Origin of the sequence: Rhizobacter koreensis (assembly GCF_013366375.1) — a bacterium.
GTDB lineage: Bacteria > Pseudomonadota > Gammaproteobacteria > Burkholderiales > Burkholderiaceae_C > Schlegelella_A > Schlegelella_A koreensis.
Genome location: NZ_JABWMJ010000022.1, coordinates 1 through 22200 on the forward strand (window position 1 = coordinate 1; position 22200 = coordinate 22200).

The 22200-nt window shown below is 66.6% G+C and carries 21 protein-coding genes; 3 read left to right on the forward strand and 18 right to left on the reverse strand.

All coding sequences use genetic code 11. From position 1 onward, the window contains the following. Positions 1–271 precede the first annotated feature (271 nt). On the reverse strand, positions 272–1498 hold the full coding sequence (locus HQN59_RS24780; RefSeq protein WP_176071825.1) for an MFS transporter: 1227 nt from the start codon (positions 1496–1498) through the stop codon (positions 272–274). A gap of 203 nt (positions 1499–1701) precedes the next feature. Between HQN59_RS24780 and HQN59_RS24785 the strand changes: the two genes are divergently transcribed. Beyond that, entirely contained in the window at positions 1702–2517 is an 816-nt protein-coding gene (locus HQN59_RS24785; RefSeq protein ID WP_176071826.1) for an AraC family transcriptional regulator, read from the forward strand. 855 nt (positions 2518–3372) lie between these two features. Continuing rightward, the gene (locus HQN59_RS27140) at positions 3373–3687 is read left to right on the forward strand and encodes a thermonuclease family protein (RefSeq protein WP_425342774.1); all 315 of its coding nucleotides are present in this window, start codon (positions 3373–3375) and stop codon (positions 3685–3687) included. Positions 3688–3932: 245 nt separating this feature from the next. On the opposite strand, the gene HQN59_RS24795 is transcribed toward HQN59_RS27140, so the two are convergent. The 17 genes from HQN59_RS24795 to HQN59_RS26420 form a co-directional block, all read right to left on the reverse strand. After that, positions 3933–4508, reverse strand: coding sequence for an H-NS family nucleoid-associated regulatory protein (locus HQN59_RS24795; protein ID WP_176071828.1), 576 nt, complete (start codon positions 4506–4508; stop codon positions 3933–3935). Positions 4509–4851: 343 nt separating this feature from the next. Beyond that, positions 4852–6147 carry a DUF1173 domain-containing protein gene (locus HQN59_RS24800; RefSeq protein WP_176071829.1) on the reverse strand — a complete coding sequence of 432 codons (1296 nt, stop codon included), beginning with the start codon at positions 6145–6147 and terminating at the stop codon, positions 4852–4854. Positions 6148–6174: 27 nt separating this feature from the next. Continuing rightward, positions 6175–7362, reverse strand: a complete 1188-nt coding sequence (locus tag HQN59_RS24805) for an LPD7 domain-containing protein (RefSeq protein ID WP_176071830.1) — start codon at positions 7360–7362, stop codon at positions 6175–6177. A 21-nt stretch (positions 7363–7383) separates the two neighbouring features. Then, the gene (locus tag HQN59_RS24810; RefSeq protein ID WP_176071831.1) at positions 7384–8058 is read right to left on the reverse strand and encodes an OmpA family protein; all 675 of its coding nucleotides are present in this window, start codon (positions 8056–8058) and stop codon (positions 7384–7386) included. After that, on the reverse strand, positions 8055–10094 hold the full coding sequence (locus HQN59_RS24815; protein WP_176071832.1) for a type IV secretory system conjugative DNA transfer family protein: 2040 nt from the start codon (positions 10092–10094) through the stop codon (positions 8055–8057). Before HQN59_RS24815 ends, HQN59_RS24810 begins: the two co-directional genes overlap by 4 nt. Then, the gene (virB11, locus tag HQN59_RS24820) at positions 10091–11185 is read right to left on the reverse strand and encodes a P-type DNA transfer ATPase VirB11 (protein WP_176071833.1); all 1095 of its coding nucleotides are present in this window, start codon (positions 11183–11185) and stop codon (positions 10091–10093) included. The genes HQN59_RS24815 and virB11 overlap by 4 nt, the downstream gene beginning before the upstream one ends. After that, positions 11182–12567 (reverse strand): type IV secretion system protein VirB10, encoded by a 1386-nt coding sequence (gene virB10, locus HQN59_RS24825; protein ID WP_176071834.1) that lies wholly within the window; start codon positions 12565–12567, stop codon positions 11182–11184. The genes virB11 and virB10 overlap by 4 nt, the downstream gene beginning before the upstream one ends. Then, positions 12557–13516, reverse strand: a complete 960-nt coding sequence (locus tag HQN59_RS24830; protein WP_342451313.1) for a TrbG/VirB9 family P-type conjugative transfer protein — start codon at positions 13514–13516, stop codon at positions 12557–12559. The genes virB10 and HQN59_RS24830 overlap by 11 nt, the downstream gene beginning before the upstream one ends. Next, complete coding sequence (locus HQN59_RS24835; protein WP_176071835.1) at positions 13513–14292, reverse strand: VirB8 family type IV secretion system protein; 780 nt, start codon at positions 14290–14292, stop codon at positions 13513–13515. Before HQN59_RS24835 ends, HQN59_RS24830 begins: the two co-directional genes overlap by 4 nt. A gap of 12 nt (positions 14293–14304) precedes the next feature. Next, positions 14305–15009, reverse strand: coding sequence for a P-type DNA transfer protein VirB5 (gene virB5, locus HQN59_RS24840; protein WP_176071836.1), 705 nt, complete (start codon positions 15007–15009; stop codon positions 14305–14307). Between the two features lie 25 nt (positions 15010–15034). Next, positions 15035–16162 carry a TrbL/VirB6 family protein gene (locus HQN59_RS24845; protein ID WP_176071837.1) on the reverse strand — a complete coding sequence of 376 codons (1128 nt, stop codon included), beginning with the start codon at positions 16160–16162 and terminating at the stop codon, positions 15035–15037. Between the two features lie 11 nt (positions 16163–16173). Then, positions 16174–16596: a hypothetical protein gene (locus HQN59_RS24850; RefSeq protein WP_176071838.1), complete on the reverse strand. Its 423-nt coding sequence runs from the start codon at positions 16594–16596 to the stop codon at positions 16174–16176. Beyond that, positions 16593–19091, reverse strand: coding sequence for a VirB4 family type IV secretion/conjugal transfer ATPase (locus HQN59_RS24855; protein WP_176071839.1), 2499 nt, complete (start codon positions 19089–19091; stop codon positions 16593–16595). Before HQN59_RS24855 ends, HQN59_RS24850 begins: the two co-directional genes overlap by 4 nt. Beyond that, positions 19075–19407 carry a VirB3 family type IV secretion system protein gene (locus HQN59_RS24860; protein WP_176071840.1) on the reverse strand — a complete coding sequence of 111 codons (333 nt, stop codon included), beginning with the start codon at positions 19405–19407 and terminating at the stop codon, positions 19075–19077. Before HQN59_RS24860 ends, HQN59_RS24855 begins: the two co-directional genes overlap by 17 nt. Positions 19408–19421: 14 nt before the next feature. Beyond that, on the reverse strand, positions 19422–19718 hold the full coding sequence (locus tag HQN59_RS24865) for a TrbC/VirB2 family protein (RefSeq protein WP_176071841.1): 297 nt from the start codon (positions 19716–19718) through the stop codon (positions 19422–19424). Beyond that, complete coding sequence (locus tag HQN59_RS24870) at positions 19715–20230, reverse strand: transglycosylase SLT domain-containing protein (protein ID WP_176071842.1); 516 nt, start codon at positions 20228–20230, stop codon at positions 19715–19717. The genes HQN59_RS24865 and HQN59_RS24870 overlap by 4 nt, the downstream gene beginning before the upstream one ends. 11 nt (positions 20231–20241) lie before the next feature. Further along, complete coding sequence (locus HQN59_RS26420) at positions 20242–20547, reverse strand: hypothetical protein (protein WP_246295159.1); 306 nt, start codon at positions 20545–20547, stop codon at positions 20242–20244. A gap of 409 nt (positions 20548–20956) precedes the next feature. Here HQN59_RS26420 and mnmH point away from each other — a divergent pair, with 409 nt between their 5' ends. Then, positions 20957–22045 (forward strand): tRNA 2-selenouridine(34) synthase MnmH, encoded by a 1089-nt coding sequence (mnmH, locus tag HQN59_RS24880; RefSeq protein WP_176071844.1) that lies wholly within the window; start codon positions 20957–20959, stop codon positions 22043–22045. Positions 22046–22200 lie beyond the last annotated feature (155 nt).

Consider the following 22200-nt stretch of genomic DNA (forward strand, 5'->3'; position numbering starts at 1 on the left):
CTCAACGCCGTAGCAAGACAATTAAACGAGAGACCAAGGAAGACGCTTGGCTTCCAGACGCCGGCTGAGCGGTTCAGCCAGATCGTTGCATCGACCGGTTGAATCCGCCGAGGTGTTGCCGACATTCAGAGCAAGGCGAGGCGTCAGCCAGTATGAGCCCGCGCCCGAACGACCGCTCCTTGCAGCGGTGGTTTCACGCACCCGACCCTAAGCGGGCAGCGCCTCCACGCAGAAGCCGTCATTGAGAGTCGCTGCTCCGAGCTTCTGCCCTTCAGAGCTGATCGATGCTGGGCCGAGGCGTGGAAGTCCTCGGGAGTTGGCTGAGGACGAGCAACGTGATGATCGAAGTGATCGTCATCAGGCCCAGCAAAGCGGTAAATCCGGCTTGCTTGACCACGGGTCCGATCAGCCACACCGCGATTGAGCTCGCGCCGAACGACACGGCCAATCGCATGCCCGAGACTCGGGAGCGCATGCTGTCGTCCACAAAGCGAACGATCATGGCGTCGGTAAAGGGAATCGCTCCGAAGATCGTCGCCATAAAAAGAAACAGCACGGCGAAGAAAGCCCAGCCGCTCACGATCATGGAGAGTGCAAGCAGGATGCCCTGAGCAGCGATGATGCTGACGTACAGCGTCTTTAGCGCAACGCGGTCGATCAGATGACCAACGAGCAGTTGCGTCCCCGAAGCCACTGCGTAAACGAGCGCCAAGATCATGCCGATCTTTGCAGGGTCCTCCAGAACGCCGTGCATGCGATCGGTCAGCAGTTCGTAGTTGCCGTTGGTGGAAAAGTTGAACAAGAGGCTGCCTGTCGTGGCCGCGATCGTCATCACCAAGAACAGCTTGGCCATCGAGATGCCGGGCGGAAGCACCGATTTCGCCTTCTTCTTTGCGGGTGCACCCTGTTCCTGTGTGGCAAGGATCGCAAAGGCCACACCTACCACCAGACAGACGACGCCTGGAACGGCGAATGCCATCCGCCACCCAACGTACTTGACGAGTAAGCCGGTGGCGACTGCGGCCACGGCCACGCCCAGGTTGCCGACCAGCCCGTTGATGCCGATGGTCCAGCCCGGGCGGCTCGCTCCCTGCACCAACATCGGAATGCCGACCGGATGGTAGATGGAGGCGAAACAGCCGAGCAGGGCCAGTGCTAACGCCATTTGCCAGGGCGATTGCGTCGCACTCACCAGTAGCGCCGCCGCACCGATGCCGAAGAAGAACACCAACATCATGTTCCGGCGGCCCCAATGATCGCCGAGCTTTCCGGACGGCAAGGACCCGACACCGAAGAAGAAGAAGGCGCCCACGGTGTAGGGCATCAGGTCTTCCCATCGCTCGACGCCGAAGTCACCTGCGATTGTCGTCACGGCGGTGGCAAAGATCAGCAGGAACATGTGGTCAATGGCGTGGCCGATGTTGAGCAGCCACTGTGTTCCGAGCGAATTCCCAATGTTGGTCGTCGCTGGCACCGTGGTCGCGTTCGAGGAGGTCATTCAGTTCTCCGTTGATGTAGTCATCTTTGAGGCCGTCGTGTAGCCGATCAAGTCAGGGCGCACGAGCCAGGGCGCCAGCGCGCGCGGCGCGGCACTGCCTTGCGGGCCGTGTCAATGAGGAGAGTCTGGTCGCCCGCATGGCTGGCGGTGCTCCAACCGTGATTCTGTGGAAGACTATTCATCCTGTCTCGCGCTAAACGTCCATGGACCATCGCAAAAAGGGCAACACGCGTTCGCCGGATCCACCGCCACTGCCTGAGGTTCTGCGGGAGATTGAAGCCGTCCAATCAGCCGTCGCTGGACGTGCGACGGACTACCCCACGGGTTGGCACATTCCCCCGCACGCGCATTCCATGCACCAGTTGATCTACGCGGTGCGAGGCGTGATGGTGGTTCAGGCTCATGTCGGCCGCTGGGTCGTGCCGCCGACCCGGGCGATCTGGATGCAAGCAGGGATGACCCATGAGATCCGCTGCGTTGGCGAAGTGCACATGCGCAGCTTGCTCGTGAAGCCACAAGTGGCGGCAACGTCGCTCGTCGGCACGCAGGCCGTCGCGGTGTCCCCGCTGTTGCGCGAGCTCGTCCGGGCCGCCGTGGACGTGCGGCACCCCTACGAGGCAGCCAGTCGCGATGGACGACTCATGTGTTTGATCCTCGACGAGTTGCGCGGGCTTCCTGTCCTGCCACTGCATCTGCAGATGCCGGTCGACCCGCGCCTGGTCCAAATCTCGGAAGCACTGCAGGAGCAACTGGACGACCCTTCTACAGTGGCAGATTGGTCTCGACGGCTGACCATCGACGCTAAGACGATCCAGCGCGCGTTCGTGAAGGAGACCGGCTTGACATTCGGTCAGTGGCGCCAGCAGGCACGCCTCCTGCGTGCGCTGGAACTGCTCGCTGTCGGCGATAAGGTCATCGATGTAGCCCTCGCGTTGGGGTACGAGAGCCCCAGCGCTTTCACGTCGATGTTTCGGAAGCACTTCGGGCAAACACCCAGCGCCTTCTTCGCAGAGGGATGATTGCGCTTCTGGATGTGGTGCCAAATGTCCGCTCCGTGGCAACCGACGGAGCGACCGCTCCTGGGCCGCGTCCGGACCTTTGGGCGCCCCGCACGCGCCGCTTACGTAGAACAAAGTGATTGCAACCCAAATACGCAGGTTAAAGACACACCGCAGCCCGTGGCACCGGTCGCGAGCGACCAAGAACGTATATGCAGCTTTGATTTAGCGGATCTGCGAAGCAAATCCGACACTCCAGGGGTCGGAGCAGCGGTCGCGAAGCGAATGCGTCACCGTCGTCGTCGGCCCGACCGATTGGCGGCCAGCGGTGTCCTCAGGCCCAAGCACGTGCGGGTCAAGGCCGTTCGCGCCGGCCCGGACAACGGCTTCCGGTTGACGAAGTCGGCTTTCCCATAGCGGCGTCGGCAGTGCGCGCACCGGAAGGTCGCATCGAGGAGCCGGGCGTCGAGATGCCAAGCGCTGCTTGCTCCGCAGCCTTGGCAGATGTCTGCCAGCCGGCAGCCGTGCACCGGGCATCGCGCCTCGGGCCCGAGCTGATGCGCGACGCCGTGGTAGCCGCGCGTCATGCAGCGGCCAAGCGTTCACTCTGACGATGGCGGCCTACAACCTCACCCGGTGGCGCAACCTAACGGTACCAAGGACCTGAGCGAGAGACGACGCGCCAAGACTTGCGTTCCGCCATGCTCGACGTGAGCAACAAAGACGCCGCCGACCTCGACACACCCAAGCGACAACCCGAGCGTGCCAGATGAGCCGCTTGCTCAGAGCAATTGACATCCGCTCGACGCATGGTTCTTCAACAGCCTGCTTACGCACCAGCAATTCTCTGGCGTGAGACCTTGCGCTGGGAAGTAAATGTGGTATTCGTCTAGGAACTTGCCTGCGCGGGCGATAAGTCCAGCCGCTGCAGCCCCAACTTACCGCGTCCATGAAGAAGACCCTGTAGTCGCTGCGAAGCCGCTATTCAGCAGCCGAGTGCTGCGGAGTCGGCGCGTCGGATCGGGTCCACCGTGCGCTCGACGGAGGAGTTCAGCGCACAGGCACTTCAGCCAAGAGCGCGAGGTGCGACTCACTTGGAGCAGGTCGGACCAGTATGGGCGCCCGCTTGCCCGAGTCGTTTTGGACGGCCAAGACGTGAACGCCGAGCAGGTACGTCGCGGATACGCGTGAGTTTACCGCCAGTGCAGCTCGGATCCAGTCCTGCTCAGGCTCGAGGGTGAGGCGCGGCAGGCGAAGAGGGGACTTTGGCGCAACGAGGCACCAGTGCCTCCATGGGAGTGGAGGAAGGCTGCCTCGTGACCTGCCGCGCCTTTATTCGGCCAAGTGGGTCATCCGCGGCTGACGGTGGCCGCCGCCCGAAGGCGGGGCTTCGTAGCCCCGCGAGCTGCGTAAGCTCGGCTCACAGCTGTTGGAGACTACTGCGCCCGGAACTCCTCGAGCGTGCGTCCTGCGGCAAGTGCCTTCTTCAACCAGCCCGGGCGCGGTCCCATTCCCGACCACGTCTGCGTTCCGTCTGTGAACGCCGGCTTCTTGTTCCCGCTGTTCTTGGCACGGGCCTTCTTGGCTGGAGCGCTCCTACGGGCGGCTTCCGGTTCTGCGCCGTCGCGCTGGGTGGCGCTCGAATCCTGCTCGCCACCTTGCTGGGCAGCAGCGCCTCCAGAGGCCCCGCCGTTGAGGAAGTCCTCGAGCTTCTTCCCGCCGCTCAGAGCGTCACGCAACCACTTCGGCCGCGGGCCCATGCCGCCCCACACATTTCCACTGCCGTCAGCGTACTTCGGCACATTGCTCGATCGTTTGTCCTTCTTCTTCGCGGCCGGCTTCGCCGCTCCTCGACGGCCCGACGTGAACAGGTCCTGCTCGGTCAGCTCGTAGGTGGCGATCGCCTCCTTGATCTTCCGGATGACCTCGGAAGCTTCCTGCTTCATGAGTTTGTCGGCTTCGGCCTGGAGGGCCTGAAGTTCCTTGCTGACTTGAGCGTATGTCTTTGCCATTGCTAATCGTGCGACGAAGTAAAGGACGCAAGTCTAGTGGCGTTTCGATTTCGGCGCGCCCGTACGGATGTGACATATGTAGGGGCCGATCTCGCGACTTGGCTAAAGGGTTGAAGCTCTGGAGGCGCATCCGCGATATGAGCCGTTCGGGGACGAGTGCTGGCCAACGTTGCGGAGCCGCCCCGCTGGGATTCGGCCGCACGGGAACGGGCGACGTCATCCACCTGATGATGGGAGCCATATCGATCACCACCATAACGGTGGCGCAAGCCTTCTCTTAAAGCTGCCATCCGGCGTGACGACGTGCCCACCCCTGAACGCTCGAGTCAAGGTAGGCGCGCGTTCAGGTTGTCGCGTGCCCTTGTAGAACACTGGCCGGTTCACGGCCATGCTGAGCACGTGAAGGGAGGGCTGGCATTGCTTCGCTCGATGGATCCCACAGCCAGCGCGGTACTGAAACATCGCCGAGGGGCAAGTCGTCGTCGCTGACCCCGCGCGCGGGAGGCACGACCAAGAAAAGGGGTGCCGATCCCTCGCAGTCGGTGAGCGTCGCACATGCAACCGAGCTTCGCGCGCCGAGGTTGTAGCGCAGCCCCTTCACGAACGACCTTCCTTCCGCGACGAGCCGCTCCACGAGCTGCTTCTCGAACGCGTCTTCGACCGGTAGCCATTGGCGCGTCACCGGCATCAAGGACAGCTCAACGATCGTTGGAACACCCGCTCCCCCGATCCCAAAGGTCGCGATCATCACCATGTGGATGTCGTCAGCTGCGCCCCAGAGCGTGAGCGCGGCTTCGAAGCGGCGGCCGAGTCTACGGTAGAGCTGCTCGTCGATGGAAAAGGTCTGGTCCGGGACATGCTTCACCACCGCCTTAAAGCCAAAGCGTGCCGGAACGATCTCCTTCACTTCGGCGATCAACAGCATCAGCTGCTGCGGCTTGCCTGGAACCGCGACCGCGGAGGCCCAATGCGTCGCGCGCCGAGCGTGGATCGCCTCGCGCTGCTCGACCGAGAACACTTCGGGGATGTAGATCCGTGGGGCGAGTGAGCTTCCGCGCGCCACCTTGTTTCTGGCGGCATCCAGCAGGTGCCTGCGCACGGTGCCCCACGTGCGCCGGCCCTCGAACCTCGGTAGCCAGCGCGTGAGCTCGGCCTCGTCCCACAGGTAGTGCAGGAGCCCGCGCAGCGACAGCCGCGTTCCGTTGGTCGCGGCGCTGTCGTTCTCCGCGCCCGTGGGGGGCACGACCGAGCGCCCCGGCATCTTCGATAACGCGAAATCCAACCTGAGCGTCGTCTCCCCAGTCGCCGGGTTCTCCGTGATCGCCGACCCGAGCACCTGTCCCAACCCTGACGCTTCCGGCGGTGGCTCGTACGAAGGACAACTGGGGGCGTGTTGATGGCCCGTGTACGGCATTCGCTTGAGGATGAACTCGGCGCTTCCGGGCAGTCGAGCCACGTACATCTCGGCGCCTTCGGTCACGCACAGACAGCGTGGGCGCTCAGGGGCTGCATAGGCGCTAGCAACCGCCTCAGCAAAGCCGGGCGTTCCTACCTCGAACCTCTTGCCGCGGATGAGGTAGACCGCACCGTGTCCGGCAGCTTCGAGCGGCTCGGTCGGTTCGCAGCTCGCCCCGTTCATCGCACAGCTCCAGGACCCGTTTAACGTCTAGCGCGTCGGGCCCGCACGCTCGCGCGTGCGCTGGACCTCAGGCACCGGCGCAAGGACCGGGCGCTGCGACGGGGCCGCCTTGTCGTAGACCTTGACTCTCGGTGCCTGACCATCGCGGGTTCGCTGCGCGAGCTTCTCGGTCGCAGCGGCCATGATGGCTTCGCGCTGCTTTTCGGGAACGCTCTTGGCGACGAGCACCGCCTCGATCGCCACGAGCACGGCCTTGCGGCCGCCGCTGCCGCGTGCCGAACCCTTCTCCGCTGGCGCAGCAGGATCAGCCTTGTCGCCGGGGACCTGCCGGGTTGGTTCGATGCGGTTGACCAGGCGCGACTCCCGTTCCTTCTTCAGGAGTTCGAGGTCGGCTGGAGTCGCCTCGTAGCCGAGCGCCTTGACGCCGCGAACCGACGCCTCGAGCCAGACCAGCCGCCGGAACTCCTCGTTGCCCGAGACGCGCAGCCCTTGCCAGTTGCGCGCCTCCGCGACGTCGACCATCGAGCGGGCGACAGACGGGCTGTTGGTGTCGGTCGCCAGGCGGAACGTCGATTCCGTGAACGCCACGCGCGAGGTGTCGCCGCGGAAGCGGTACTCGGTGCGCCCGACGGTCACGTCCCCGATCGTCACGGGCGCCCGCTTGATGAGGTAGCGCTCGAGCAGGGCAGCTTCGAGTCGTGCGACGCGGGCAGCCCGGTCCGCTTCCGCGTCGACTCGCGCGAGCGCCTGATCATCGACCTTCTGTGGCGCGGGTTCGTTCACGGGCGAGCGCGCAGCCGCCGGATGCAAGGGCGCTTGCCAAGGCACTTTCGGAGGCGAGCTCTCGTTGCCCGACACGTCCGGCACCTCGTCCCGACCGGGTGCCGGGTCGATGGGGCGCTCGGGAGCAGCGGGCCGCTGCGGGCCGCGCTGCCAGCGGCCGTCGAGCCGCTGCACGGTCGTCCGCCTACCCTCGGCATCCAGCGCCACGAAGCGATGGATGCCGAGCTGATCGGCCTTGGCGATCATGTTCACCATGCTGTGCGAGCGGTACGTCACCTCGGCGAACGGGTCGCGCAGCTCGTAGCGCTCGCTGGGCACGTCGTTCGGCGTCTGGAATCGGTCCTTCGCGACCTCCGCGCGGTTCGCGGGCTCGACGCTGCCGCCCTTGGCGGGTGAGCTTGGAGTTCGTGACGGAGAGCTGTCGGCATCCATGTCGTCCTCCCGTTTGCGGGGTCAGGGCAGGGCAGGCGCTGCAAGAGCCGGCGTCACTGCGGCGACGCCAACCACAACCGGCGCGGCGCGGTACACCTCAATCTCGACGCGGCGATTCATCGCTCGTCCCGCGGCGCCCGTGTTGTCCGCGGCGTGATCGCCGACCGGCTGATAGGTGGTTCGGACGCGTGCGGCGTCGACACCTGCTCCGACGAGGTAGTCGCGTACCGCGTTGGCGCGCGCCCGCGCGACGTGGCTTTCTGCAGGCGAGTCAGCATTGCCATCGGTCCGGCCGCGGATCATCACGAGCGGTGCCGAGCGGGCATCGTCGACGAGCGCTGCCGACATCTCGGCGGGGATCGCGACCCGCGTGCTGCCGACGCCGAAGCGAACCGTGAACACGCTGTTGGCCTGCGGAACCGTGGAACGCATCTGGAGCGTCGCGAGGGCCTGTTGCCGTGCGGCGAGCTGCTGCGCGATAGCGCTTGCGGAGTCCGCCCGTCGAGTCGCCTCGGCCGCCAGGATCCGCGTGTTCTGCAAGTCGCTCCGGCAGGTCTGCAGATCCACGGCCATGGCGGTGTTGGCCGGACGCTTCCTCGATTCGTCCACTTCCGGCGGCTTGGGCGGCGCGCCGCACGAGCCGACGAGGAACAGCGCCGCGATAAAGAGCGGGAGGCGGAGGGCTCTCTTGTTCATGAAGGGCTCCGGTCAGGTGAGGGTGACGACACCCCGCCGGGCCCGACCGGCGCTGGCGCGGGCTCCACGTCCTCATGCACCAGCACGCCGTCTTGGTCCGCGAGCGGTTCGATGGCACCGCCGTTGAGCGCCGACAGGCCGTGGTCGAAATAGTCGAGCAGCTCCTCGGCGGTCTGCTCCGGAGCACCCTCGAACTCGTCTGGCAGCAGCGACAGGTCGTGCGCAAGCGCTTCAATGCTGAGCGTCTCGCCGGGCGCCAGTTCGTCGTTGGCGTAGCGCCAGCGCTGCTGCACGCGCGCCAGGTGGAGGTCCATGTCCATGCGCGGGACCTCCGGCGGAGGCCGCAGACGGGCGCGGAACACCTTCTCGCGGTGGTAGCGAATCTTCTCGCCGAGGATCGGCTTGCAGTTCTCGACGATCACCGCGAGGCGTTCGCTGCCGAGCTCCTTGAACTCTTGCGGCAGCAGCAGGGCGCGGCGCTGCTCCGACTCATTGCGGCTAACCGTCGTGTGGTTGCGGCCGCTGAACGACCGACTGCGTCCGCGCGAGGTGGCGCGCTCGGTGAAGTGGCCGAGCATCGCGCTGTACTCGTCGGCATCGCGCTGCTCGCGCGGGGCGTAGAGGATCTGCAGCCCGTGGTTGGTCGCGAAGGTGCGCGCTTCCTTGTCGCCGTAGACCGCATCGAGCTGCGACATCGCCTGCACGACCGTGAGCAGCCGCAGGTTGTAGCCCGCGAGGAACGCCGCCGCCGACGTGATCACGCCGACGCGCCCCATGGCCGTGAACTCGTCGTTGACGAGCAGGCACTGCACCTTCAGCGTCGGGTCCTGCTCGGGCAGCGCCTGCGTGTTGAGGTTCACCAACTGCGAGAAGAAGAGCGCGAGCAGCGGCCGTGCGTTGGCCAAGCGGTTCGGCGGGATTCGGACGTAGATCGACATGCGCCGGCGGCGCACCTCGTCGAGCCGGAAGTCGTCGGCGCTCGTCGCGGCATCGACCACCGCATCGGCGAAGATCGTCAGCGGCGCGTTGAACGTCGCGACCACGCTGGAGAGCGTGTTCTCCGAGTTCGAGAGCAGCCGCTGCAGGGCATCGGTGCATTCGTCAGTGAGCGGCTTGCCCGCGTCACGCCGCTGCGCGATCAACGCGTTCAGGTGCTCCTTCAGCGGCTGTCCCTTGCCCGACGACTGGCGCAGCATCTCGCCGACGGTGCGAGGAAGCTCCGGTATCTCCAGCAACACGAGGCCGAGCGCGAGGAAGAGGTTGCGAGCCTGGTCGTTGAAAAACGCTTCCGACGACGTGCCGCTGCCGTCGTTCGGGAAGAACACCTGCCCGATCGTCAGCAGGTCGCCGACGCGGTGGAGCGGGCTCGTGCGCACCGCCGAGAGCGGGTTCCAGCGGTGGCTGCGCGCGTCCTCGTCGAACGGCGAGAACGCGTACACCGCCTGGCCGTGCTGGGCCCGGTAGCCGGCGGTGACGTCGTAGTTTTCGCCCTTGATGTCGAGGACCACGACGCTGTCAGGCCAGTTCAGCAGGTTCGGGATGACGACGCCGACACCCTTGCCGCTGCGCGTCGGCGCCGACAGCATCACCGAGAGCTGGCCGGGTAGGGCGAGGAACCTGCCGCGGTAGCGGCCAATAAGGATGCTGGGACCGCCATCGCCGCGGAACCCCGTCAATCCCACGCGCGCAACCTCGGCCGAGCTGGCGAACCGCGCATCGCCGTGCAGCGCTCGGCGCGGCCGTGCCGCAGAGGCCAATGCGGCGGGCAGCACGATCAGAAACGCGACGCCGCAGACCCCGATTGATAACGCCAGCTTCCGCCTGAGCGCCGGGTCGTCCCCATAGAGCTGCCAGTACTGCGCAATGCTCGTGAGCCCGGCCTGCCGCGGATCGGCCTTGTTCAGGAGGAGGAACAGCACCCCGGACAGGTAGACCGCCGCGCAGGCGAGGCCGAGGAGGCCAATCACGCCGAACAGCGTCGCGGCGACCTTTCGCGACACCGGCCAGGCGGATAGCGGGAGCGCCAGGCTGTTCATGTCGCAGCCTCCAGGTGTCCGTTCCCGCGGCCGAGCCGCTGGCGCCGCGGCTCGTAGAACAGCTCCGAGATGAAGCGCCCTCGCTCGTCGCGGTCGAACTGGACGATGACGTCGACGACGACGCCGAGCAGGTACTTGATCTCGTCCATGCGCAGGCCCCCGCCGGCACCGCTCTCGCGGATCATCAGCGACATCTGCTCGAGGGCGAGGGCGCAGCTGCCGGCGTGAACGCTGGTGATGCTGCCGGGATGGCCCGACGCCGCGAGGCGCACGAAATAGAAGCACTCATCGCCGCGTACCTCGGCCAGGAAGATCCGGTCCGGCTTCATCCGCAGGCACGCTTCCAGCAGCGACTTGGCTGTCACCTTGGCCATTCCCTGCGCGTCCTTGCTGTAGTACAGGTGCACCACGTTCGGGTGGTTCGGCAGCGTCAGCTCGGCCGTGTCCTGGATCGTGACCAGGCGCTCGCACCTAGGCACTTCCTCGACCAGGCCCTTCATGAAGGTGGTCTTGCCGGAGCCGGTCTTGCCGCTGACGACGATCGTCTGATGCTTGCGGACGGCGAGGCGCAGGAACTCGGCGTAGCGGCCGGCGTCCTTGAGCCCGACCAGCTCCTCCTCGAAGGGAAGCAGCCCGCCCGGTGCCTTCCGGCTGACGCTGGAGGTCCGCTCGAACAAGCCGTCACGCTCGAACTCGTCGAGCCGCTTGATCAGGCACGCGGGCTTGCGGACCGTGATCGAAACCGTTCCGCGCGTGACCGCCGGCGGGATGACGAACTGGATGCGCTCGCCACTCGGCAACGTCGCCGCCAGCAGCGGCCGCTCCTGGTTGACGTGCTGGTCGCAGTACGTGGCGACCGCCGTCGCGAGCGACAGGCAGCGCTCTAGCGTCATGTCCGGTGCTGGCACGACGCGCCAGCCGCCGACCGTCTCGACCAGCAGCTCGCCGGGACGGTTGACGCAGACCTCGAGGACGCCGTCGGCGTCGAGCTGCTCGCGCAGCGGGCGCAGGAACTCGACGACGGAGGTGGCGTCGCCGTGCCAGAGGCCAGCGTCGCCTGCGTCGTGCAAGGCTTCGTGCACGGCACTCATCGCTGCACCGCCTGCAGCTCGTACACCGACGAGAAGTCGACGTCTCGGGCGACGTAGATGCCGACGATGCCGCCCTGGTTCTGGTAGATCAGCGGCGGGATGTTGATGGTGCTGTCGAGCACCTTCTCGGCGAGCTTGCTGGTGTTCGCCGTGGCCGAGGGCACGATGAAGGTGTCGGCGTCGCTCTCGTGGCTCTGGCTCTGGATGACCAGCTTGACCGCGTCGTCGATCAGCGAGAGCAGCATCGCCGCGCCGATGCGCTCGCGCCAGCGGTTGTCGACGTAGCCTTCGATCCCGGACTCGCCGAGCGGGCCCGTTCCCGGCGACTCGATGTCGACGGTAACGCCGAGGGGTGTCCGGATGCGGGTCCAGAGGACCGGGATGCGGACGGTGCCGGGCCGCACCGAGGCGATCCGGTACTCGCCGTCAAGATGCGAGCCGCGCTCGATCAGCAGGACGCGACCGTCGTCGCTGAAGACGTTGCGCTGCACCTGGCAGCCGACCAGCCCCGAGACCGCGCTGATGACCTTGGTCTTCAGGGCGCACGTGAAGGCGGTGCCCTTAGGCAGCGTCAGGCTGCGGTTGCCGAGCATCGATGCCGCGACCCGGGGTGTCGCCGAGCCCTGGAGCTGCCCGCCGAAGAGGCCGGTGCTCGGGGCAGCGGCCGGGGCGAACGGCGCACCCCCGGCCGGAGGACCACCCAGGAGCGCCCCCGTCGAAGCCGGACTGGCTGACCCGCCGGTCGCCAACGCAGCGCTGCGGGTGAGGTTGTCGAGCAGCCCCTGCAGCTGACGTTGATAGCCCTGCAGGTTTCGTGCGGTGTTGGCGATCGGATCACCGGAATCGGGCGGCGGGTCCTCGGCTGCGGCGGTGCTAATCGACGCGGCGGCTTGATGCGGAACCGGTGGCGTTCCCCTCATTGCCGCTCGGCTGGAGACCAGCAGGACGGGGGCGTCCTCCGGCGGGACCACCTTGGTGTTGCCTCCGGCGGGTGCACCCGGCGCGGTGCGTCGGACGCCGATCGGCTCTGCCAACTCGTCGGCCGTCGGCACGATGGCCGGGATCAGGGGAGCAGGTGCGCTTGCCGCGGACGGACGGGGCATCTCGAGCCGACGTGGCTCGGCCGTGGCGGCCATCGGCCGATCACTCGCGCGCTTCGACTCGTCGTCCGGCTTCGTGCCGCTCGCGATGAAGCGGTGGATCGAGAACGCAGCAGCGAGCACGAGCGAGACGACCAGCAAGGCAACGGCGAGGAGCCCCTTCTTCGAGACCGAGAAGCGCTTCGGCTCGGCCACGTTGGGGATGCCGGCTTCGCCAGGAAGCGGCGCGATGGTGTTGTCGCCGCCCTCGGCTCCGGTCTTGGGATCGGGTTCATTCGTCATGGCGTCTCTCCGGAGGCGGCTCTGCGGCGCTGTCGCCTGGCTTCGGTGCCGGGCCGGCGGTCTGCCGGTCGGCTTTGAGGGTCCGCTGGACTCCCGGTACCGTCGTCGCACCGGCGGGTGGAACGCCGTCGATGTCGAAGTCGTCGTTCCACACCCCGATGACCGACGAGCCGGCGCGCAGCATCAGCCTGCGGCTGACGCGGTCGACCACCAACAGGTCGTCTTCCATGCGGGCGTTGACCAGCGTCTCGGAGCCATCGCCGCGCACATGGAAGACGGCCGGTACCTCGCGGTTGCCAGGGAAGCGGAAGTAGGTGAAGCGGCCGTCGTCGAAGACGAGCGTCGGCACGATGTCCTCGGAGGCCGTGCCTTCGGCAATCGAGTAACGGGTGTTCAGCACCTGCGCCTTCGCGCGCAGGCGTTCGCCGATCACCTGCTGTGGGGTGGCTGGCTGTGGCGACGGTGGGATTGCTGCCAGCGCCTTCAGAAGCTCGCTGTCGGCGCTTGGCCGGGCTGATGTCGCGGTCCGGGTGGGTGGCGCCTTCACGACCAGCCGATACACGGGCGGCTTCGGGTCACCCTCGGCCAGCACCACGAACCGGAACGCGTGCGTGCGCCGGTCGGTGACGACCGCGAGGTTGTTCGGCGCGCTCGCCGTGCTCTTGGGCTTGACGAACAGGCTGCGACCTCCCGCCTGCGCGGCGACGCACCACGCCGACTCGGGCTTGGCACAGTCGCCTCCAAGCCCTGCGCCGACTTCGGTGATGGCCTCGTCAGCGTCGAGCACCACCAGTGTCACGACGCCGCGCTTGACCGGCACCGTGATCACGGCGCTCGGGTCGTAGACCACTTCGCGCAGTCGCGGGTCGGCCTGCGGGTCGGCTGCAGACCACACGGCGCTGGCGAGCGTGCAGCCGAGCATCGTGAGCAGCAGGGCGCGGGGCTTCACGACTTCGCTCCCGGCACGGCCGTGTTGATCTCGGGATCGGACCGGTACGCCTGCACCACGAACCCGAACGGGTTCTCGAGGCGGTCCTTCTCCTTCGCGAGCACCTTGGGCTGGTACTGGAAGACGATGCTCGCGACGTGACGCGTCGTCACGTCGGGAAGGTTGCGGTCCGTGAGGCGCACCACCTTGTCGTAGGTGACCTGTGCCTCGCCGCGGTTGCCGGCGCGGCCCGAGGCCGCCAGGCGCACGCCGACGATGTTGATGCGCCACTCCTCGCTGGCGCCGAGCTTCCTCTGCAGCGCGGCGTCGCCCTCGAACTGCCGGTTGTAGTCGGCGAACACGGCGGGCACCGCCATCCGCGCGACCTGGTCAAAGTCGCGCTGCAGGAACATCCAGCTGTAGCCCTCGCGGGCGCGCACGAAGGTCGCGAGGTTGTGCTTGTCGAGCGCCTCGAGTGGCGGGATGGTCTCGACGCTGAGGCGCTGCTGGATCGTCGCTTCGCCGGTCAGGCGGTCGACCACGATCGGGATCTCGACCACGCGCCGCAGCGGCCCTTGAACAAACACGGCGGCGATGCCTATCAGGCCGAGGAGCATGCCCGCGATCGCGACCCACCAGGCGCGACGCTCGGAGCGTTCGAGCATCAAGGCGTGGTCGATCTCCCAGGCGCGGTTGGCTTGGAAGGCGTCTTCCGGCTCATCCGGGCGCTTCCGCCCGACGATCGGCAATGCAGCGGCTCCGACCGGCTCGCTGCCGGCCGTCATGACGGCACTCATGGGGTGTCTCCGCTAGGGAAGGTAGTCGGCGACCTTGCCGGTGCGGCCGAGCATCTGGTACTGGCGCTCGCGGTCACGGGAGCGCGCGATGCGCTCCTCGCTGTCGGCCATGCCTTGCAGCATCTGGATCTGCGAGACCTCGTGGGTGAGGAGCGCGTTCTCGGCGCCGATCCGAGCCTGGATCTCCTGGACCGCCTTCTGGTCCGCGGTCGCGTTGATCTGGCTCATCAGCGAGTTGATCTGCGACAGGCGCCCGGACGCGGACCGCATGGCGTCCTGCAGCAGGCCCTTCGTCTGGTACGGCGCCGCGAGTTCGGCCTGGCAGGTCGTACGAGCGGTGCCAGTGAGGTCCATGCAGTTGTAGACCATGCCGGCGTCGCGAAGCGTCTTCGAGGTGCCGGTGAGCCCCGAATAGCCGCTGGTGTTGACCGCATTGACGTAGGTGTAAGCCTGGGCCGGCACGTAGTTGCGGAGCGTGGGGCTGTTGAACACCTGGCCGAGGTTGCGGGCGCCGTTGATGCTGTCCAGCTGCTGCTGCAGCTGTGTGATCTGCTGGACTTGGTTCTGGATCTCGGTGATGTCGTTCATCACCTGCTGGACCGTCTGGATCAGGTTGGCGACGTCGATCACCGGAATGCCGGTGGCGCTGGCGGGGGTACTTGCGAGGGTGGCGGCGCTCGCGCAGGCTACTGCCACGAGCTTGAGGCGATGACGCATGTCGATGCTCCTGTGGTTCGGCCGGTCAGGCCGTGCCGCGCAGGGCGGCGAGGCGGTAGGCGGCAACACGTGCCGCGGCGTATCCCTGGCGAGCCATGGCGGCGGCTCCCGTGTAACCCTGACGAGCCATCGCCGCAGCGCCGGTAGCCATGCTCCCTGCGAAGCGACCACCAGCGGCCGCCGCTGACCCCGTGGCCACGCCCGCGGCGTACGGCAGACCGGCACCGGCGCGGACCACCCCACCCGCGGTTCCTGCCGCGCTCGTGCCGGCACGTGCGGAGCGCAGCCCCGAGACCATCATCGCGTTCTGGATCATCTGGATGCCCTGCTGGACGGCGGCGCCCCCGGTGAGGGCGGAGGCAAGGCTCGGCGCCTGAAAGCAGATGATCGCCATCAGGATCATCAGAACGCAGTAGCGAGTGGCTTCCCCGAGGACGTTGAAGGTCCCGCCGAGGAAGCCACCGCCGTCGGCGATCGCATCGAAGATGGCAGCACCCATATATGTACTCAGTCCAAGAGCGAAAAACGCGAACCATGTGAGTACCACCGAGTTGAGGACCATCGACAGCCAGCTGTCGAAGAAGCGAGCGGTCGGCCGCCACGCGAGGCAGAGGATGAAGAGAGGGCCGACCGCGATGACGAACGTCAGGAAGAGCTTGGAGAGCGTGACGACGAAGAGGCCGATGCACAGGAAGACGACAGAGCCGATCGAGAAGATCGCCGCCGCGAGGAACAGATCCAGGCGCGTAATGCCGGCCTCCTTCATGATGTCTGCCACCTGGGCGCTGGCGTCGTCGTTGAACCTGTCGAGCAGCGCGTAGGGGCCTGTGATCGTTGTCGGATCGACTCCAGCTGGCACGAAGGTCGATGCGACGCCCATTGCCAGAGCGTTGGCGGTGTCCGAGACGTTGCTGGTGTAGAAGCCGGACTGAAGCGCGAACGCGAGGACGATGCCGATCTTGAAGACCTTCCAGACGAACACCTGGAGGCTCTCCGGCACTTCGTTCCGGAGCACGGCCCAGCCATAAAGCGTGACCCAGATGGTCATCGCGACGAGCGCGATCGGGGACAGCGCGGTCATCAGAGTCGACACGACGCCGAGCACGTACGTGCTCAGGATTGCATCGAACTTCGACCCGACCCAGGCGAACATCTGGAGGTCTCCTACTGCACCGCGTCGAAGGGAAGGTTCGCGGGCGGGCGCGCGAACATGTCGACGCACTTGCTGCCGAGGTCCGGGTACTGGCATTGAAGCCATTTGCCGCCGGACTTGACCACCCACAGACGCGAGCGCTTGACGCTGCCGTAGCTTGAGGCGCGGCACGTGCCCGGTCGGGCGTATGCCTCCGTGCACTCTTGGAGCCCCCCTGCCGTCTCGACCATATGCCATGACCCGGCATGGCAGCCCGCGTCGGCTTGGCAGGCCGTCCTCCTGCTTGCGGCCGCAGTCAGCGGCGGTGTCTCGACGCTGCGGGATCCATTTGGCAACGCCTTGTGTGCTTCGTTGCCCCTGACGAACTGCGCAATGGCAGGCTCGCTTGCGAGCGTCAGTGCTGCCACCGCAGCCAAACTGTGCACAGCCTTCATGCGGGTCTCCTTGAGTTGCGAGACCGACGATCCTGAACCTCGCTGAGCAACACGGGAAGCCACTGACACGGATCGTCACCGTGTCGTACGCGGATCTCGTCCAGCAGCGTGACGTTGTCGGTGGTCGCCGAGAGCACGGTGATGAAATCGTCGAGCCCTGTGAGGTCGAGCTCGCAGATCGCGCTGTCATGACCCTGCTTGACGAGGAAGCGGCGACCGCCGACTGAGCCGAGGCTGCGAACGATGTCGTACTCGGCGTCGCTGAGGCCGAAGCCCTCGACGTACTCCTCACGTACCGCCTCCGGGTTGGCCAGGAAGATCTTGGTCACGCTCTGCTCGACCATCGTGCGGCCGATCGGGTGGCGCAGCACGTCCGAGGGGCTCTGGGTGTCGAAGATCCCGAGGCCGTTCTGCTTGCGGATCGTTTTCTGCTTCTGCTTGGCAAAGTCGCTGAAGATCGGGTGGTCGAGCGCCTTCCAAAACTCGGAGATGACGTAGATGAGGCGCTCGCCGTTGACCAACTCCTCCATGACTTGGAGCAGGTAGAGCATCACCGGAGTGCGGACCTCAGGCAGGTCGAGGAACTCGGTCGTGTCGAAGCCGATCACGAGCGCCGAGTGGAGGTCGAGCAGCCGGTCGTCGGCCTGGTCGAAGACCCAGCCGAGGGCGCCGCCCTGGCACCAGCGGCCGAGCCGCTCGTAGAGGCTGTTCTCGCCAGCCTTCGGCAGGTTCTGGCGCACCGTCGAGAAGCGGCGCAGCGCCGCCGGCATCATCGCCACCGCCTTCACGCCGTCGGCGATCGCGCGTTCGTCGGACGGCATCAGCGGCAGTGCCGGCGTCTCGAGGCAGGTGCGGATCAGCTGCTCCCAGAACTGGATGCGTGCCGGTGTCGGCTCGCGCTGCAGCGGGTTGCAGCCGGTGGGTTTGCCGGCTTCCAGCGTGAAGTAGCGGCCTCCGAGTGCGCGGATCGCGATCTCGCAACCGCGGTCGAGGTCGAACAGGACCAGCCGAGGTACCGGGCTCCACTTGCGGGTGAGCGTCAGCAGAAACATCTCGAGCGTCGTCTTGCCGACCCCGGTCGAGCCGATGATCAGGGTGTTGCCGGGCAGCTTCTTGTCCGCGGAGTCCTCGCCCTCGGGGCTCGCGTGCAGGTTGAGGTAGAACGGCTGCCCGGAAGGCGCGCGCAGCAGCGCGAGGGCCTCGCCCCACGGATTGCCGTCGCGCTTGCCGCGCGCGAAGTTGTGGCCGGCAGCCAGCGCCGCAAACGCGCGCGACGACAGCTTCGCCTCGCGCGGCCGCCACTGCCAGTTGCCCGGCATCTGGGCGAACCAGGCCGCGTCGGCCACCAGGTCGACCGGCGCCATCTGCAGGCTGGAGGCCTCGCCAATCGCGCCGATTGCCTGCGCGGCTCGGCGCCCGGCATCGGCGACGTCGTCACCGAACACCACCAAGCTGTAGTGGTACTCGCCCATGCAGAACTGGCCGTCCCCGAGCTCGTTGAGCGCCACGTCCATGTCGGCGACCTGGCTCGCCACGACATCGTCGCTGGCGATGAGCTGGTCGCGCTGCAGCTCGAGGGCCCGCATGGCTTCGCGCCGCGGCAGGACCGAGAAGCTCTGCGTCTCGATGAACTCCGAGGCCTCGTAGAGCAGGGCGTTCAGGATCCCGGGCTCGATGGCGTCCGCGTATTCCTTGATGTCGACCAGAGCCGCGTAGCGCTGACCTTCGCCCGTCCGCAGCTCCAGCTTGTTCCCGCCAAAGGAGAGCCGTGTCGTCGGCAGCGTGCGGTAGAGCGGCCCGGCTGCCGCCGGTACGGGGCGCCAGCAGCCGTTGACCAGGTAGCCGAGGAACTCGGCGATCTCCGAGTACTGCCGCCCGCGCTCCTCGCGCACCCCGAGAAGCTTGGGCCCAAAGCCGCGGAGGACACGCAAGACCAGCGCGGAGCGCTCCTCCATGACGCACAGTGCATCGGCCTGCGCTGCGCCAATGGCATCGATCGAGCGCTTCGTCGACTGCAGTGCGCGGCCAACGCGGGAGACGTTCGGCCGGTAGACGAGCGTGAGGTAGAGCTCGTTGCTCATCATGCGGTGCCGGCCAAGCTGACCCTGGTAGGCGATCGACAGGTCGCGAGCGAAGCCGGAATCAGGGGGATGGGCGAGCTCGGGCGTCACGAGCCGATGGAGACGGTGCGTCCACACTGCCCACTGCCCGCCCGAGAGGTTGCGGAGCAGGCTGCACAGGGCTTCGTGCCGCTCCGCGACAAGGCTCTCGTCAGCGCACTCGAACGGCACGCCCTCGAGGCGCCAGACGCGCAGGTAGTCGCCGCCGCGGGTGATCACGTCGTGCGGGCTGACCAGCGAGGAGAACGGCACGAAGCGCGCCATCGGGTTCTCGGAGAGAGCCTGCTTCCAGTAGCGTGGAGCGCGCTGGCCACGGCCCGCAAGGCGCGCAGTGGCCAGGTCCAGGTTGCCGCCAAGCTCAGCCGTGCCAGTCATCGCGGGCTCCCCGGTAGAGGCTCGGCGCGTAGCTGCGCGCACGCCAGAAGCGCCGGTTGCGGTCGTGCAGGCGCAGCTTCATGGCAACGAACACCTGCCGGAAGCGCTGATCGTCTTTGGCGGTGACGTAGCGCATCCAGCCGAGGGCGGGAACGATCGCTGCCGCGACGCCGAGCGCCACCCACCAGCTCACGAGCACGCCGCCCCACATGACGAGCAGCATCCCGGTGCCGAACAGGATCACCAGCGGCACGAGCGGGATGCCCAGCTTCATCGCTGGCCGGGTGGCGCCCTTGTAGATCGCTTCGCCTTGCATCGCCGGGCCCAGCTTCAGTTGACGATGTAAGTCGCGAACGCCGCGGCACCGCCGATCAGCGTGCCGCCGATCAGGATGTTCGCGACGTCTGCCAGGCGCGCGCCCTGGAAGATCATCTTGAATCCCGCCCAGATGATCGCGATCGTCACGACGGCGATCGAGATGGTCACCAGGATGGTGTTGATGTTGGTGACGGTGGTGTTGATCTTGTCGAAGCCCTGGGCGAGCGCCAGCTGCTGACATCCGGCGGTCGCGGCCAGCACGGCCGCAGCGCAGCGGCCGCTCGAAAGACGGGGAACGGTGAACCTCATGACGACAGCTCCTGATGTGGGGATGTGCGCGGCGGGCGCGGGGCGGGGCGAGGGGACACGCGCAGGGCTGTCCCAACAACGCGGCGGACGTAGCCGTGGCGAACCCCCGTGCTGAAGTCGCCGCTGTAGTAGCAGGAGAGGGCGCGGCGCAGGGCTGTTTGCGGATCGGCGTCCGACATGGCACGGCGGTAGCACTCCCCGAGCACCGACTGCATGGCAGTGAGGCTCGCGCACGGGTCGAACGCGTTGTGTGTCGTCAGGCCAAGCCGGGCGAAGTTGGCCACGTTGATCTGCCCGAGACCGACGCTGTAGTTCCAGCCGCCGGCGAGCAGCGCGCGCGCGGTGGCGCGAGCCTCGGCGCCCGTCCTGGGCTGGCGCACCAGGGCGCCCCCGACGACCCCGATCGCGTAGGGGTTCAAGGAGCTCTCCACCGTGGCGATGGCCAGAGCGGTCTCGGGGTGCACCTGCGGCGCACAGGCGAGCGCCAGGGCAAGGAAGGTCGGCGTATCCACGACGGCTCCGATCACGGCTGGTGGGCTGAAGGTGGCGGTTGCGAAGCGAGCCACCGTGCGTAGTCGTCTTCGAAGCGTGTGTCCCAGCTCCCGAGCTGGGCTTTAGCGGTGGGGCTGAACTCAGTGACGGAGTCGCCCTCGAACTGCCACCAGGTGCGCGAGAACGGCGCGCCGTTGATCGACACCGAGATCGCGCCGCTGTAGTCGCAGTGGTAGATGGGTCCGCTGTCGAGGTCGATGACGCGGGTGTACTGAGGCGGGCAGAAAGCAGGGGCGCTCGCCGGCGTGTGGCTCGCGGTGTTGCCGGCCTCGGACATGCTGCAGCTGGGGAAGGGCTTGCCTCGGGCGAGGTCGCGAAAGAGCTGCTTGATGGGCGGAACGCACTGCTCGATGGCGCGCCAGCTGGGTGCTGCGAGGCAGAGCAGTACGAGGCAGCCGTCAGCCGCACGGGCCGGTGCTGCCACGCCCATCATCACGCCTAGAAGGCCCGATGCCGCAAGCCGGACGGCGAATCGGGTAGCCTTGTCGCATCGTCTCGGACGGCAGCCAGACTCTGATGCAGAGCACATTTCTATCTCCCGTGCTGGCAGCGTTTGCGCTGCTGCCTAAGCGCCTCGGGCTCCGTGCGGGACCCTGGGGCACACAAATGTAGGAGGGAAGAACCATGCGCCTCGCGATGGATTTTTTGAATATTTCGTCGTGCCGCAATCGGCTCGGTTCGGGGCGATGACACACCAACCCGCTGCGCAGATCGTGTCGCCGCAGCAGCTCGGCGTTCGCGAGTTCGACCACTACGCGCTGGTCATCGATGCGCGTTCTCCGCACGAGTACGCCGAGGACCACTTGCCTGGTGCCGTTAACTTGCCCGTCGTCGACGACGATGAGTACGCCGAGGTGGGTATTCGTCACAAGAGCGACAAACACCGTGCGTACCTGATCGGCGTTGAATACTCACTGCGCAACATCGCGGACCAGATCAGACCGCTCATCTCGAAGTACACGAGCGACGACCGCTTCCTGGTCTATTGCTTCCGCGGCGGTAAACGCAGCCGGCTTTGGACTGACAACCTGCGCACGATTGGCTTTGAAGTCGACCAGCTGGCGGGCGGATGGAAGCGTTATCGGCAGTGGGTGCGGGAATCGCTGGTGACGCTGCCCGCGATGTTCAAGTACGAGGTGCTGGCGGGGCCGACGGGCTGCGGAAAGACCCGCCTTCTGACGGAACTCGCGCGTCAAGGTGAGCAGGTCCTCGATCTAGAAGAGCTCGCATCACACCGAGGGTCTCTGTTGGGCCGTTTACCTGGACGGCCGCAGCCCACCCAGAAGATGTTCGACAGTCTGCTGCTCTCAAGCTTGCGACGGCTCGACCCTGCACGACGAGTGTGGATCGAGGCTGAGAGCAAGAAGATCGGCGACAGGCAGTTGCCCGATGGCTTGTTTGAAGCCATGCACCGCTCGCGCGTGACGCAGATTTCAGCGCCAATGGACGAGCGCGTTCGGCTGTGGAAAGAGGACTATCCGCACTTCACTGAAGATCCCGCCGGGATGGTGGAAAAACTGCTGCCGCTAAGACCCTTAGTGGGCGGGGAGGTGATCGAGACCTGGCGGGCGCTGGCGACGCAGGGAGACGTCGAGGCGCTGTTTGAAAGCGTGATGGTGCGACACTACGACCCTTGCTACGCGCGGTCAACGCGGCGGAACTACGCGAGTGGGAAGCCTTCGAGAGAGCTCCCTCTCGTCGGGCTTGGGCCCGAGCCGCTGGCGCAAGCCGCGCGGAGTCTCGCGGCGGAACACCCTGGCGCAGATTGGCCGTAGTCAGTCGCCGCCGTGCCTAGCAACGATGTCCGCTAGGGAAGCTCTGCAAAACCGGCCCGCAGCTTGCATGATTGAGGCCCATGATCGCCAAGCGCGCTGAAGCCATGAAGCAGTTGGGCCTGGGTTTGAATCTGTCGACCAAGAAGACGCGCAAG

Bases quoted from the DNA above. Each gene is read 5' to 3' on its own strand.
- HQN59_RS24780 (WP_176071825.1), bottom strand. From the start codon at position 1,498: ATGACCTCCTCGAACGCGACCACGGTGCCAGCGACGACCAACATTGGG.
- HQN59_RS24785 (WP_176071826.1), top strand. From the start codon at position 1,702: ATGGACCATCGCAAAAAGGGCAACACGCGTTCGCCGGATCCACCGCCA.
- HQN59_RS27140 (WP_425342774.1), top strand. From the start codon at position 3,373: ATGTGGTATTCGTCTAGGAACTTGCCTGCGCGGGCGATAAGTCCAGCC.
- HQN59_RS24795 (WP_176071828.1), bottom strand. From the start codon at position 4,508: ATGGCAAAGACATACGCTCAAGTCAGCAAGGAACTTCAGGCCCTCCAG.
- HQN59_RS24800 (WP_176071829.1), bottom strand. From the start codon at position 6,147: ATGAACGGGGCGAGCTGCGAACCGACCGAGCCGCTCGAAGCTGCCGGA.
- HQN59_RS24805 (WP_176071830.1), bottom strand. From the start codon at position 7,362: ATGGATGCCGACAGCTCTCCGTCACGAACTCCAAGCTCACCCGCCAAG.
- HQN59_RS24810 (WP_176071831.1), bottom strand. From the start codon at position 8,058: ATGAACAAGAGAGCCCTCCGCCTCCCGCTCTTTATCGCGGCGCTGTTC.
- HQN59_RS24815 (WP_176071832.1), bottom strand. From the start codon at position 10,094: ATGAACAGCCTGGCGCTCCCGCTATCCGCCTGGCCGGTGTCGCGAAAG.
- virB11 (WP_176071833.1), bottom strand. From the start codon at position 11,185: ATGAGTGCCGTGCACGAAGCCTTGCACGACGCAGGCGACGCTGGCCTC.
- virB10 (WP_176071834.1), bottom strand. From the start codon at position 12,567: ATGACGAATGAACCCGATCCCAAGACCGGAGCCGAGGGCGGCGACAAC.
- HQN59_RS24835 (WP_176071835.1), bottom strand. From the start codon at position 14,292: ATGAGTGCCGTCATGACGGCCGGCAGCGAGCCGGTCGGAGCCGCTGCA.
- virB5 (WP_176071836.1), bottom strand. From the start codon at position 15,009: ATGCGTCATCGCCTCAAGCTCGTGGCAGTAGCCTGCGCGAGCGCCGCC.
- HQN59_RS24845 (WP_176071837.1), bottom strand. From the start codon at position 16,162: ATGTTCGCCTGGGTCGGGTCGAAGTTCGATGCAATCCTGAGCACGTAC.
- HQN59_RS24850 (WP_176071838.1), bottom strand. From the start codon at position 16,596: ATGAAGGCTGTGCACAGTTTGGCTGCGGTGGCAGCACTGACGCTCGCA.
- HQN59_RS24855 (WP_176071839.1), bottom strand. From the start codon at position 19,091: ATGACTGGCACGGCTGAGCTTGGCGGCAACCTGGACCTGGCCACTGCG.
- HQN59_RS24860 (WP_176071840.1), bottom strand. From the start codon at position 19,407: ATGCAAGGCGAAGCGATCTACAAGGGCGCCACCCGGCCAGCGATGAAG.
- HQN59_RS24865 (WP_176071841.1), bottom strand. From the start codon at position 19,718: ATGAGGTTCACCGTTCCCCGTCTTTCGAGCGGCCGCTGCGCTGCGGCC.
- HQN59_RS26420 (WP_246295159.1), bottom strand. From the start codon at position 20,547: ATGTCCGAGGCCGGCAACACCGCGAGCCACACGCCGGCGAGCGCCCCT.
- mnmH (WP_176071844.1), top strand. From the start codon at position 20,957: ATGACACACCAACCCGCTGCGCAGATCGTGTCGCCGCAGCAGCTCGGC.